This window comes from Carnobacterium jeotgali MS3, from assembly GCF_000745125.1.
GTDB classification, from domain to species: domain Bacteria; phylum Bacillota; class Bacilli; order Lactobacillales; family Carnobacteriaceae; genus Carnobacterium_B; species Carnobacterium_B jeotgali.
In genome coordinates this window covers 1-13,081 of sequence record NZ_JQNF01000012.1, presented here as the reverse complement: position 1 = coordinate 13,081, position 13,081 = coordinate 1, and the positions used below count along the sequence as shown (strand labels likewise).

At 30.7% G+C, this 13,081-nt stretch carries 14 protein-coding genes; 9 read left to right on the top strand and 5 right to left on the bottom strand.

Going from position 1 to position 13,081, the window contains the following annotated elements:
* The 3 genes from asnB (BP18_RS12220) to BP18_RS12210 all read left to right on the top strand — a co-directional run.
* Window positions 1–1,705, top strand: a 1,705-nt coding sequence (gene asnB, locus BP18_RS12220) for an asparagine synthase (glutamine-hydrolyzing) (protein WP_035050728.1), incomplete at its 5' end; no start/stop codon positions are given.
* Window positions 1,706–2,110: 405 nt separating this feature from the next.
* The gene (locus BP18_RS12215) at window positions 2,111–2,848 is read left to right on the top strand and encodes a DUF975 family protein (RefSeq protein ID WP_029278286.1); all 738 of its coding nucleotides are present in this window, start codon (window positions 2,111–2,113) and stop codon (window positions 2,846–2,848) included.
* 239 nt (window positions 2,849–3,087) lie between these two features.
* Entirely contained in the window at window positions 3,088–3,384 is a 297-nt protein-coding gene (locus BP18_RS12210; protein WP_029278285.1) for a bacteriocin immunity protein, read from the top strand.
* A 425-nt stretch (window positions 3,385–3,809) separates the two neighbouring features.
* Here BP18_RS12210 and BP18_RS12205 read toward each other — a convergent pair whose 3' ends face one another.
* From BP18_RS12205 to asnB (BP18_RS12195), 3 genes are all read right to left on the bottom strand, one after another.
* Entirely contained in the window at window positions 3,810–4,106 is a 297-nt protein-coding gene (locus BP18_RS12205; RefSeq protein WP_029278285.1) for a bacteriocin immunity protein, read from the bottom strand.
* A gap of 239 nt (window positions 4,107–4,345) precedes the next feature.
* A complete protein-coding gene (locus BP18_RS12200; protein ID WP_029278286.1) occupies window positions 4,346–5,083 on the bottom strand; it encodes a DUF975 family protein in 738 nt (245 codons plus the stop codon).
* Window positions 5,084–5,488: 405 nt separating this feature from the next.
* Window positions 5,489–7,381 carry an asparagine synthase (glutamine-hydrolyzing) gene (gene asnB / locus BP18_RS12195; RefSeq protein WP_035050558.1) on the bottom strand — a complete coding sequence of 631 codons (1,893 nt, stop codon included), beginning with the start codon at window positions 7,379–7,381 and terminating at the stop codon, window positions 5,489–5,491.
* A gap of 858 nt (window positions 7,382–8,239) precedes the next feature.
* On the opposite strand from asnB (BP18_RS12195), the gene BP18_RS12190 reads away from it, so the two are divergent.
* From BP18_RS12190 to BP18_RS12170, 5 genes are all read left to right on the top strand, one after another.
* Window positions 8,240–9,559 carry an IS1380-like element IS1678 family transposase gene (locus BP18_RS12190; RefSeq protein ID WP_029277017.1) on the top strand — a complete coding sequence of 440 codons (1,320 nt, stop codon included), beginning with the start codon at window positions 8,240–8,242 and terminating at the stop codon, window positions 9,557–9,559.
* A gap of 317 nt (window positions 9,560–9,876) precedes the next feature.
* Entirely contained in the window at window positions 9,877–10,242 is a 366-nt protein-coding gene (locus tag BP18_RS12185) for a type II toxin-antitoxin system RelE/ParE family toxin (RefSeq protein WP_029277014.1), read from the top strand.
* Window positions 10,229–10,510 (top strand): helix-turn-helix domain-containing protein, encoded by a 282-nt coding sequence (locus BP18_RS12180; RefSeq protein ID WP_231549406.1) that lies wholly within the window; start codon window positions 10,229–10,231, stop codon window positions 10,508–10,510. Before BP18_RS12185 ends, BP18_RS12180 begins: the two co-directional genes overlap by 14 nt.
* Before the next feature lie 234 nt (window positions 10,511–10,744).
* Window positions 10,745–11,125: a hypothetical protein gene (locus BP18_RS12175; protein ID WP_029277010.1), complete on the top strand. Its 381-nt coding sequence runs from the start codon at window positions 10,745–10,747 to the stop codon at window positions 11,123–11,125.
* Window positions 11,126–11,341: 216 nt separating this feature from the next.
* Window positions 11,342–11,668, top strand: a complete 327-nt coding sequence (locus BP18_RS12170) for a hypothetical protein (RefSeq protein ID WP_029277008.1) — start codon at window positions 11,342–11,344, stop codon at window positions 11,666–11,668.
* Between the two features lie 196 nt (window positions 11,669–11,864).
* On the opposite strand, the gene BP18_RS12165 is transcribed toward BP18_RS12170, so the two are convergent.
* Window positions 11,865–12,215 (bottom strand): bacteriocin immunity protein, encoded by a 351-nt coding sequence (locus tag BP18_RS12165; protein WP_029277006.1) that lies wholly within the window; start codon window positions 12,213–12,215, stop codon window positions 11,865–11,867.
* A 2-nt stretch (window positions 12,216–12,217) separates the two neighbouring features.
* Window positions 12,218–12,334 (bottom strand): leucocin A/sakacin P family class II bacteriocin, encoded by a 117-nt coding sequence (locus tag BP18_RS12645; RefSeq protein WP_143019123.1) that lies wholly within the window; start codon window positions 12,332–12,334, stop codon window positions 12,218–12,220.
* A 477-nt stretch (window positions 12,335–12,811) separates the two neighbouring features.
* Between BP18_RS12645 and BP18_RS12890 the strand changes: the two genes are divergently transcribed.
* On the top strand, window positions 12,812–13,081 hold a 270-nt coding region (locus tag BP18_RS12890), incomplete at its 3' end, for a hypothetical protein (protein ID WP_035050726.1).

Genomic DNA, 13,081 nt, shown 5'->3' with positions numbered 1-13,081 from the left:
ACCATTATCTTATGAAAATGAACGGTATTGGATTATTTTTAATGGGGAAATTTATAATTATATAGAGTTAAGAAAAAAACTAAGTGGTCAAGGGTATTTATTTAAAACGGATAGTGATACCGAAGTTATCATTGCAGCTTATTCAGCCTATAAAGAAGAAGTAGTGGATAAATTAAGAGGAATGTTTGCATTTGTGATTTGGGACAAAGTAGAAAAAACATTCTTTGGAGCTCGTGATCATTTTGGGATTAAACCTTTTTATTATGCAGTAGAAGAACAAGGCCTATATGTGGCTTCTGAAAAGAAAGCTATTCTAAAAGTGGTTCAAGACCGACAATTAGATCAAATTGCTTTACAAAATTATTTAACTTTTCAATATGTTCCAGGATCAGAAACGATGCACCAATCAATTAAGGAACTACTTCCTGGTCATTTTATGACAAAGAAATTAAATGAGACAGTAAAAATTACGAGATATTGGCAGGCTGATTTTTCACCCATTAACAAATCAGAAGATTTTTTTACAAAAGAAATTCGAACAAGCTTATGGGATTCCGTTGAAAAACATATGAGGTCAGACGTTACAGTTGGTTCCTTCTTATCAGGAGGAATTGATTCGTCAATCATTGTAGCAATGGCACGCGAGTTTAATCCTAAGCTTAAGACATTATCCGTTGGATTTGAAAGAGACGGATACAATGAAATTAATTTAGCTGAAGAGACGGCAGAAGAGTTAAAAGTAGAAAACTTTAGTCATACGATTACTGTAGAAGAATTCATGGCTGAATTTCCACGTTTTGTTTGGCATATGGACGATCCTTTAGCTGACCCTGCAGCAATGCCGCAATTCTTTTTGTCAGCATTAGCTCGAAAGCATGTAAAAGTTGCGTTATCTGGTGAAGGAGCTGATGAATTATTTGGAGGGTATGGTATTTATAATGAACCACATGCGTTGAGAATGTTTAATCTTACTGGTAAGTATACCAACCAAGCTATCCATCAGTTAGCTCAGCTGATGCCTGATGGAGTAAAAGGGAAGAGTTTTCTTCTTAGAGGAACCGTTCCTTTAGAACATCGGTACGTTGGAAATGCAAAGATTTTTGAAGAGCTTGAAAAGAAAAAATTGTTAACCAATTATAATGCTAACTACCCGTTCAAAAATGTGACTGATTCATTTTATCAGCAAACAGTAGGGCGTAATCCAGTGGATCGCATGCAATTAATTGATATTAATACTTGGCTAAATGGAGATCTACTTTTAAATGCAGATAGAACTACAATGGCTCATTCTTTAGAGTTGAGAACACCATTTTTAGATAAAGAAGTATTTAATATTGCTAAAGAAATACCAGCACATTTAAGGCTAGCTCATGGAACGACTAAATATATTTTAAGAAAAGCCGTAGAAGGCATTGTTCCAGAAAATGTTATTTACCGTAAAAAATTAGGTTTTCCAGTTCCAATCCGTCATTGGTTAAAAGATGAAATGTATGATTGGGCATTGACGATTATACGGGAATCTCAAACAGAGCATTTATTAAATAAAGGTTATATTGAAGACCTCTTAATTAATCATCGCATAGGTAAGATAGATTATTCGCGTAAAATATGGACAGCTTTAACTTTTATGGTTTGGCACCGTATTTATGTCGAAGAATCACAAGAATTTTTAACAGAACCGCTACAATCTTCTGTACAGCAATAATTAATATATGAAATTAGATAAAAATTTGTATTGATAAATATAGACCATAAGTACACAAGTATCCTGTGTACTTATGGTCTAAAATACATTATTTTACATAGAAATATGTATCTAGAACCTTGTTAATACAGGGTTACTTTTTTACAATCATTATTTTTCTTATAGAAAGAAATAATAACTAAAATAGCAGTAGCAACCACTGGTTGCTACTATGGAAACCAATAAGTTCTATTAAATTAGGACTATTTGGTAGATAATAAGGTGTCGATTAGAAGGGGGTTAGAAAGGTTATTCTTGAATGGTACACATAATAGATAACTTATTTTCTTCGAAATAATATTTTATACCTACTATTATTTCAATCTAAACAGATAGGTAAAAACAAGTAGCGAGAGGAATGGTTTTTTGGAAAGATATAAGAGTCGAAAAGAATTAAAAGCGGAGGTGAAAGAGGTATTACGTGGCAGATGGAAAGAAGCCATTTTATTAAGTGCTATACCAATAATTTTAACAATAATAGGGGTAGCGATTACTTTATTATCCTATTCCTTTATTCAGCAAATAATCGGTTTATTTTCTGATATAGGGACTAATATTAACAGGTATGAGTCATCATATACTGAAGACTTTTGGTCTACCATCTTTGGAGCCTTATCTACGTTTATTGCTGTTGGTATTTCATATACTTTTTTAGATTGGTTAAGAAACCCAACTATGCGTATTGAACCAGTTAAACAAGCTTTTCAAATATTCACTAAAAAATACTTTTTAGGTACGTTTTTAATTTATATTTTCACCGGATTTTTTACCTTATTATGGGCATTTCTTTTTATCGTACCAGGAATTATAAAAACAATATCTTATTCTCAAGCCTATTTCATTTATAAAGATCAAAAAATACTAACTGAAAATGGAAAAGTATCTGCTCTCGATTGCATAACAGAAAGTAGAAAAATGATGGATGGCCATAAGTGGGAATACTTTGTATTACAGTTAAGCTTTATTGGCTGGGGCATTTTAAGCATTCTATCTCTAGGAATCGGATTTCTATGGTTAAAACCATATGTATATTGTACATATGCAGCATTTTATAATAATCTGACTGAAAATAGTCATTTTGACGAGTCATTAGATGACTTTTAATCTACTTAAGTTATGTATAAATAGCTAGACTAAAAAAAAGAGTAGTTCTAAATTGTTTATTATCAATAAATAAGTTTATTGAAGGGACAATTAATACAGAACTATAATAGAGTATGCTTACCATTTAAGGTGTCGACAATTGCGCTATATTAGCAAAAATAGTTTAACTTCAATAGACTATAAAGAAAGTACAATAGCAACTAAACTCACGTGTGACTATAATTAAGGAGCGATATTTTATGGGCAAAACAAAATGGTATTCCGGAGGAAATGAACGAGCAAAACAAGCAGCAAATATTATTACTGATCTATTAGATGATTTAAAAACAAACTTAGAAAACGAGTCGCTACAAAATGTATTAGAGAATTATTTTGAAGAATTAGAACAAAAGGGCGCTTCTATTCCTATGATTTTAAGTCGTATGAACTTAGATATTTCTAAAGCAATCAGAAATGATGGAGTTACTCTATCAGACTATCAATCTAAAAAACTAAAAGAATTGACTTCCATATCCAATATTAGATATGGATATTAACAGTGTACAAAAATAGATAAATTCAATTATTCCTAATTAAATTAATTTATAAGGTCACAGTAGTTATAGTGACCTTATTTTGTTTAGTCAATATGGAAAGATCAATTAAATTATATAGCCAATCGTTCCTTTAAGTTATCTAATGCTTTTTATAAATATTAAATACATGAAATTGGATAAAATCGTGTATCCGGAATCCTATTCCAATAGGGTTCTTTTTTTAGTTCGTCCTTCAACACACGATTTTATCCAATTTCATGTATTTAATATTTATAAAAAGCATTAGATAACTTAAAGGAACGATTGGCTATATAATTTAATTGATCTTTCCATATTGACTAAACAAAATAAGGTCACTATAACTACTGTGACCTTATAAATTAATTTAATTAGGAATAATTGAATTTATCTATTTTTGTACACTGTTAATATCCATATCTAATATTGGATATGGAAGTCAATTCTTTTAGTTTTTTAGATTGATAGTCTGATAGAGTAACTCCATCATTTCTGATTGCTTTAGAAATATCTAAGTTCATACGACTTAAAATCATAGGAATAGAAGCGCCCTTTTGTTCTAATTCTTCAAAATAATTCTCTAATACATTTTGTAGCGACTCGTTTTCTAAGTTTGTTTTTAAATCATCTAATAGATCAGTAATAATATTTGCTGCTTGTTTTGCTCGTTCATTTCCTCCGGAATACCATTTTGTTTTGCCCATAAAATATCGCTCCTTAATTATAGTCACACGTGAGTTTAGTTGCTATTGTACTTTCTTTATAGTCTATTGAAGTTAAACTATTTTTGCTAATATAGCGCAATTGTCGACACCTTAAATGGTAAGCATACTCTATTATAGTTCTGTATTAATTGTCCCTTCAATAAACTTATTTATTGATAATAAACAATTTAGAACTACTCTTTTTTTTAGTCTAGCTATTTATACATAACTTAAGTAGATTAAAAGTCATCTAATGACTCGTCAAAATGACTATTTTCAGTCAGATTATTATAAAATGCTGCATATGTACAATATACATATGGTTTTAACCATAGAAATCCGATTCCTAGAGATAGAATGCTTAAAATGCCCCAGCCAATAAAGCTTAACTGTAATACAAAGTATTCCCACTTATGGCCATCCATCATTTTTCTACTTTCTGTTATGCAATCGAGAGCAGATACTTTTCCATTTTCAGTTAGTATTTTTTGATCTTTATAAATGAAATAGGCTTGAGAATAAGATATTGTTTTTATAATTCCTGGTACGATAAAAAGAAATGCCCATAATAAGGTAAAAAATCCGGTGAAAATATAAATTAAAAACGTACCTAAAAAGTATTTTTTAGTGAATATTTGAAAAGCTTGTTTAACTGGTTCAATACGCATAGTTGGGTTTCTTAACCAATCTAAAAAAGTATATGAAATACCAACAGCAATAAACGTAGATAAGGCTCCAAAGATGGTAGACCAAAAGTCTTCAGTATATGATGACTCATACCTGTTAATATTAGTCCCTATATCAGAAAATAAACCGATTATTTGCTGAATAAAGGAATAGGATAATAAAGTAATCGCTACCCCTATTATTGTTAAAATTATTGGTATAGCACTTAATAAAATGGCTTCTTTCCATCTGCCACGTAATACCTCTTTCACCTCCGCTTTTAATTCTTTTCGACTCTTATATCTTTCCAAAAAACCATTCCTCTCGCTACTTGTTTTTACCTATCTGTTTAGATTGAAATAATAGTAGGTATAAAATATTATTTCGAAGAAAATAAGTTATCTATTATGTGTACCATTCAAGAATAACCTTTCTAACCCCCTTCTAATCGACACCTTATTATCTACCAAATAGTCCTAATTTAATAGAACTTATTGGTTTCCATAGTAGCAACCAGTGGTTGCTACTGCTATTTTAGTTATTATTTCTTTCTATAAGAAAAATAATGATTGTAAAAAAGTAACCCTGTATTAACAAGGTTCTAGATACATATTTCTATGTAAAATAATGTATTTTAGACCATAAGTACACAGGATACTTGTGTACTTATGGTCTATATTTATCAATACAAATTTTTATCTAATTTCATATATTAATTATTGCTGTACAGAAGATTGTAGCGGTTCTGTTAAAAATTCTTGTGATTCTTCGACATAAATACGGTGCCAAACCATAAAAGTTAAAGCTGTCCATATTTTACGCGAATAATCTATCTTACCTATGCGATGATTAATTAAGAGGTCTTCAATATAACCTTTATTTAATAAATGCTCTGTTTGAGATTCCCGTATAATCGTCAATGCCCAATCATACATTTCATCTTTTAACCAATGACGGATTGGAACTGGAAAACCTAATTTTTTACGGTAAATAACATTTTCTGGAACAATGCCTTCTACGGCTTTTCTTAAAATATATTTAGTCGTTCCATGAGCTAGCCTTAAATGTGCTGGTATTTCTTTAGCAATATTAAATACTTCTTTATCTAAAAATGGTGTTCTCAACTCTAAAGAATGAGCCATTGTAGTTCTATCTGCATTTAAAAGTAGATCTCCATTTAGCCAAGTATTAATATCAATTAATTGCATGCGATCCACTGGATTACGCCCTACTGTTTGCTGATAAAATGAATCAGTCACATTTTTGAACGGGTAGTTAGCATTATAATTGGTTAACAATTTTTTCTTTTCAAGCTCTTCAAAAATCTTTGCATTTCCAACGTACCGATGTTCTAAAGGAACGGTTCCTCTAAGAAGAAAACTCTTCCCTTTTACTCCATCAGGCATCAGCTGAGCTAACTGATGGATAGCTTGGTTGGTATACTTACCAGTAAGATTAAACATTCTCAACGCATGTGGTTCATTATAAATACCATACCCTCCAAATAATTCATCAGCTCCTTCACCAGATAACGCAACTTTTACATGCTTTCGAGCTAATGCTGACAAAAAGAATTGCGGCATTGCTGCAGGGTCAGCTAAAGGATCGTCCATATGCCAAACAAAACGTGGAAATTCAGCCATGAATTCTTCTACAGTAATCGTATGACTAAAGTTTTCTACTTTTAACTCTTCTGCCGTCTCTTCAGCTAAATTAATTTCATTGTATCCGTCTCTTTCAAATCCAACGGATAATGTCTTAAGCTTAGGATTAAACTCGCGTGCCATTGCTACAATGATTGACGAATCAATTCCTCCTGATAAGAAGGAACCAACTGTAACGTCTGACCTCATATGTTTTTCAACGGAATCCCATAAGCTTGTTCGAATTTCTTTTGTAAAAAAATCTTCTGATTTGTTAATGGGTGAAAAATCAGCCTGCCAATATCTCGTAATTTTTACTGTCTCATTTAATTTCTTTGTCATAAAATGACCAGGAAGTAGTTCCTTAATTGATTGGTGCATCGTTTCTGATCCTGGAACATATTGAAAAGTTAAATAATTTTGTAAAGCAATTTGATCTAATTGTCGGTCTTGAACCACTTTTAGAATAGCTTTCTTTTCAGAAGCCACATATAGGCCTTGTTCTTCTACTGCATAATAAAAAGGTTTAATCCCAAAATGATCACGAGCTCCAAAGAATGTTTTTTCTACTTTGTCCCAAATCACAAATGCAAACATTCCTCTTAATTTATCCACTACTTCTTCTTTATAGGCTGAATAAGCTGCAATGATAACTTCGGTATCACTATCCGTTTTAAATAAATACCCTTGACCACTTAGTTTTTTTCTTAACTCTATATAATTATAAATTTCCCCATTAAAAATAATCCAATACCGTTCATTTTCATAAGATAATGGTTGGTGCCCTTTTTCAATATCGATAATACTTAATCTTCTAAAACCTAAAGCAATCGTATTATCTTTATAATACCCCTCTTCATCTGGTCCTCTATGTACAATCATTTTATTCATCTCATTAATATTGTTCTCTATTGTTTTTTGTATTGCATTTTCCACATTGGAAATATACCCAACAAATCCGCACATATCAATTCTCCTCTTTTTGGGTTCCTTTTTATTGATTAGTTCTTCTAGTTAAAATTTTTTAAAGACTTTTAAACTAGCGACATTTTCGAATTTATGTATTTTTATTTTGATTAGTGAAAAATAGATTTTAATTAAGCACTATTAAAAGTCTAGTATTTTTAAATTCCACAATTGAGAGTACAGCTATTATCTTCGAATAGCAATCACTTTAAGCGATTGCAGATTGATATTTTAAGTCCTAATTTTTTGTTAAAGAACCAAAAATTAGGCATTTGTCTCATCTTTAAACCACCAACAGATAATCAGATAGAAATTATTGAGATTGTTACCATTGGTAAAAGAGAAGAAAAAAAGTATTTTTAACCGCTAAAAAAAGTATCTCTGAAATTGAAATAAAAAATCTTTTACAGATCTAATTTTAAGAGAGTCGCTCGCTTGTTTTTAGCAGCTACCTATTTTCTTCAATATATTATTTTATAGAATCTCATGTATTCATAACATGAAATTGGATGTCTAACTCTTAAACACAAGTTTAAATCATTACTATCCTCCTTAACTTAATAACTATATTCTCTCAATTTCCGCTTAAAAAGTAACGCACCTATTCGTTTACAATTAGCAACTATTGGTTTACATACACTAAAAATCAAATAAAAAAGTACTTCAGTTATAAATTTTTAAATGAAACTGTAGTTTTATCAATCCTGAATAATTCATACTTTTAATTAAAACCATGTGAAACTGCCTCACGGCAGCTTACAATTACTTTTTCATCTTCACCCGTTAAGTGATGAAAAAAGAACCCCTTTCTGCTATGGTTAAAGTGACTAAACCAACCAAAAGAAAGGAGTTCTTCTAATGACTAGCTTACACAAAAACCAAGTAAAATTCAATTCAAATATCACTATTTCTCATACAGGTGGTCAATTATCGAGTGATTCGGGTCTCGTCCTAGTGAAAGAGCTGATGAACACCTTCGGTTTTTCTGAACTGGCTAAGCAACACATTCACATTGAAGACGAACGAGCATATTTTACTCATGACAACTTATCCATACTTGAGCAGTTCATTATGCAATTAATTGCTGGTTACTCAGCTGATTCTGCAGCTAATCTCCTGAGACAAGATCCTGTGTTTAAAGCTGTTTTAGATAGGAAAGAACTCGCTTCTCAATCTTCACTTTCTCGATTTTTAGATCGACTATCTGAGGAGAATATCCATGAACTTCAAGCTTTGAACCAAGAACTTATTGATAAAGCACGCCTCATCCGTAATGATACGGAATTAATCATTGATTTAGATTCGACCCATTCAGATACATTTGGTCACCAAGAACAAACGGATTATAATACCCACTACCAAACCTATGGTTATCATCCATTGGTAGCTTTTGACGGATTGACTGGTGACTTCTTAAAAGCTGAACTACGTTCAGGAAATCAATATACATCAAAAGGCGTAAAGGAGTTTCTCACACCTTTATTAGAGCACTATAATCACTCTCTACCAAACACTGACATCTTGGTTCGTGGAGACAGCGGGTTCGCTACACCTGGTGTGTATGATTCGTGTGAATCAAAAAAGAGTCATTATGTTATTCGACTGAAGAATAATCGTAGACTAGGTCAAATAGCTGAGAAATCAGTACTTTATGGCGATAATCAAAAGTGGGAAGAACGAGAAGTTCAGTACTTCTCCACCACTTATCAAGCACAAACCTGGTCACAAAGTCGTCGCGTGTGTATACGCTCAACACGTGAAGCGGGCGAACTACTCTTTCGACATGAGTTTATCGTGACGAATCTATCAGAAAATGTTTCTCCTGATACCATCTTTTCTCTCTATGCCAAACGTGGCACAATGGAGAACTTCATTAAAGAAGCGAAAGCTGGCTTTTACTTTGACAAGACAGACAGTCCTCGCTTTTTGGAGAATCATGTCCGAATGATGCTCAGCTTGATAGCTTACAACTTAGTCAACTTCTTAAGAACGATTGGCTTTGAAGAAGTCCAAAAGGGAATGACCATTCATTCTATTCGATTGAAGTTTCTGAAAGTTGCTGGGAAATTAGTCCAAACGGGTAGACGAGTCTATCTCAAATTATCTAGTTATCATGTGTATCAGAATGAATTCTACAGGGTCTTTGCTCGCCTGAGGCGAGCCAGTCAATGGATCTAATCCAACAATCTAACGATTTTTTTACTGGGAAGTTATCCAGGGAGAAGTATGCTCAAAATGCCTTACACCCAAAATTTATTCCTCAATATTTTTGAACAGTGAATGTTTGAAGTAACTTTTTAGTCAAAATCAGTTGATAGGGATATTAGTGATACATATTTCAATAAAATGTACCAAAGAATTAAAGCTATGAATTATTCAGGTCAATACACGTTTTTAAACAATTTTATGTATTCTCATAAAATCAATAGTACCTAGTATTCGATTTCCTAAATAAGATTGTTTACACATTATCACTTATAAGTTATAATAAAAGTATGAAAAAATATAATTTCGATGTCTATGAAAAAGAAAACGGTGAAGCTCCCTTTTTGGAGTATTTAGATAGTTTAGATGTAAAATCTAGAGCTAAAGTATTAAGAGCAATAACTATTGTGGAAGATTTTGGAGTCCATTCTCCACCAGGATATATCGATCACTTAGATGATGGCATTTACGAACTTCGAGTAAAATTCTCAAGCAACATTTTTAGGTGTTTATATTTTCATTTTAGTCATAATAAATATATTATCACACATGGTTTCACGAAAAAAACACAAAAAACTCCTTCAAGAGAAATTACTAAATCCAAAGAGTATCGTAAAGACTATCTAGAAAGAAAGGGTGAAAATGATGGAAAATAAACTAAAAAGTTACTTCGACACCCAAATGGAAACACCAGAGTTTGCTGAAGCGTGGAAAGAAACTGAAGCTAGCTATCAAGCTGCAAACATTCTTTTAAGAATTAGAGAAGAAAAACATCTAACTCAATCTGAATTAGCTACTCTAACTGGAAAAAAACAATCTTATATTTCTCGAGTAGAAAAAGGGTCACAAAACATTAGTGTACAAACATTAAGTGACATCGTGGAATCTGTAGGCGGAAAACTAAAAATGGAAGTAGTCGTTTAACTTTGTCACGATTCCTAAAATAACACCTACAAAAAGTTTAATCTGATATGTAATTAAATAAGACTAGTAGTAGATAAACACAATAAAAAGGGTCATAAAACTCACATATGTTTTATGTGAGTTTTGTGACCCTTTCCTTTTCGATACACGATTATATGTAAAATAGTGTATCCTGAAATGAAGGTGAGTTTGTCACAATAAGAATTGAGTAAAACTCAAATAAAGGAGTAAAAAATGATAAATAAAGATCGTTTATTTTCTGTAGTTTTACTGAAAGAGTCTACTCTCCTTGAACAAAAAAATATGGATAATACAAAAATATTTGAGGAAAGTATAATATTACTCGAAACAGAAGAAGAATTTTTTGAAAATAATTCTCAAGAATATTTAATTAAATACTTTAATGAAAAAATACCACCACTAGAATATGATAATAGTTATGGAGAAACAATTCGAAGTAGTATTGTTTTGACCGTAGATTATTTTGAAATTATAGACTCAATTGGAGCAAATGACTTTACAGAAGTTTTTAGTAGAACATTTATCGAAAAAATCGGGACAACTGTAGAAAATATTATAGATAAATATTATGATGGTTTTGTATTTAAAAAATAATTTAATTTTTAAACTATTGATTTAATAAGACTCTAGATACATTAATTTATCCAATTTCATGTATTGATTTTTAAATTAACTAAAATGGTTTATATGTCTCAAATTAATAATCATAATCAAAGTTTATAATGGAAAAATATACTCTTTTTACAAAACAGATCATTTGTTTTATGCTTAGAAAAGTAGTACTAAAATAATTAAATTGGAGGTCATTAAGTGAAAAACACCCTATCTTTTGGGCTATCTACACTATTAAGCATAAGTTATTTGATTTTCTATAAATCATTAACTCCATTACTAGATTTAATTCTATTTATTTTTATAGTGATTTTCATAGTTTTTTCTTATAGCCAAGCTGTTGATACTAATAACCATTACATAAAACTAGGTCTATTAATATTAATTGTAGGTATTATTTTAATACCTAAGCTATTTCTTTCTTTTGAAACAAATATATTCTCTCAAATTGTGTGGACAGCTATTATTTTCATATTGTTCAAAAAAGAAATAACAAAAGAAATTAAAGGGATAAATAAAAACTAGTTTGAAAAGGCTATAGATACATGATTCTATCTAATCTCATGTATTATTTTCTTTATTTATTAATTTATTTGTAATAGTTGAGCGATTATATCTGAACTACCTGGCAATAACATAATTAACGAAATGACAACAAATAAAACTCCGATAATAAGCAAACAAAAAAAGGACTAGAAATCAGTCCTTTTTCATTTATTATTTAATTTTTAGGCATTTTATTATCATCGAAGTAACTATAAAACTGAGATTTATCACCGTAGTTAGCTTTATATAAACCATTCAAACCAGCTCTTTGACCAATAACCCCAAGATCAGCAATTAAATTATTTTCATCCTTAGGAAAATAAAGTTTCCCTTTAAGACCAGTGCTATATATATAATTAACCAAACGTTGAACAAGCGCTTCTGGGTTACTTACAGTATCGATTTTTAGATACACTTGGTATAAAACGTCAATGATATCTAGTAATTCAGGACTGGAATTAGTGCGTTTTGATAGTTTATTATATAAATCATGAATAAGCTCTTTACTTTTTTCTGAATCACTCATATTTAACCACTCACACTTCCAAAAAGATTATCTCCCCAACGTTTAGTTCCTTCAGTCAAAGCCTGCCCCCAATTGACAGAACATTTTGTTTTAGTACATGAAACACCATTCCCATTCATAAAAATAACCTCCTTAACAAATTTAAAACAATTATATGTTATCAAATATTATACCATTTCTCTTTATATTCTATATCAATATAATTTACATAAAATAAAAACACAAAAGCCCATTTTTTAAAGGTTCTGTATACACTATTATAAGCAATTTCATGTGTTGTAAATGGTGTTTTTTTTTAAATATTCTAATTTTCCGCATTAGTTTAAATAATAGCAACCAATGGTTGCTGCTATGTAAACTAATCCGTTCTTTTCTAATATGTCAATTCAGTAAATAATTAGAAATACCCATTAGAGGACGGCTTGATTAAAGAGATACGTGTCCGAATATCAGTGGGATAATATATTTTAATTTAAATTACAGATAGGAGACAAACTGATTATGGATAAAAAAACAGACAAACTTTTAAGAATATGTGTGTTAACTATAATGGGTTAACATTAATAGTGTCTAGATAAAGAAAAGAGGCGGTATCATTGTTTTTATATCAACCATTTTACGCGGTTTTATTAGGGATTTTTTATGTTGGAAGTATTTATTTATTAGTTAGAAAAGAAAAAAAGTATATTAATTATAGTCTTACTATATTGGCATGTATTCTTCAGTTATCATTTTTGTTTATCTGGTTCAGAGAATCTATCTTTTTAATGACTACCCAAAATGTAGGATTTCAAACATATGAACATTTTTCCAGATTTGTGACTACTTCCTATTTTGTATTGTTTATACCTCAGTTAGTTGTTTTT

Excerpts from the sequence above, each read along its gene's own strand:
- BP18_RS12210 (WP_029278285.1), top strand. The coding sequence starts at position 3,088 with ATGGGCAAAACAAAATGGTATTCCGGAGGAAATGAACGAGCAAAACAA.
- BP18_RS12205 (WP_029278285.1), bottom strand. The coding sequence starts at position 4,106 with ATGGGCAAAACAAAATGGTATTCCGGAGGAAATGAACGAGCAAAACAA.
- asnB (WP_035050558.1), bottom strand. The coding sequence starts at position 7,381 with ATGTGCGGATTTGTTGGGTATATTTCCAATGTGGAAAATGCAATACAA.
- BP18_RS12190 (WP_029277017.1), top strand. The coding sequence starts at position 8,240 with ATGACTAGCTTACACAAAAACCAAGTAAAATTCAATTCAAATATCACT.
- BP18_RS12185 (WP_029277014.1), top strand. The coding sequence starts at position 9,877 with ATGAAAAAATATAATTTCGATGTCTATGAAAAAGAAAACGGTGAAGCT.
- BP18_RS12180 (WP_231549406.1), top strand. The coding sequence starts at position 10,229 with ATGATGGAAAATAAACTAAAAAGTTACTTCGACACCCAAATGGAAACA.
- BP18_RS12175 (WP_029277010.1), top strand. The coding sequence starts at position 10,745 with ATGATAAATAAAGATCGTTTATTTTCTGTAGTTTTACTGAAAGAGTCT.
- BP18_RS12165 (WP_029277006.1), bottom strand. The coding sequence starts at position 12,215 with ATGAGTGATTCAGAAAAAAGTAAAGAGCTTATTCATGATTTATATAAT.
- BP18_RS12645 (WP_143019123.1), bottom strand. The coding sequence starts at position 12,334 with ATGAATGGGAATGGTGTTTCATGTACTAAAACAAAATGTTCTGTCAAT.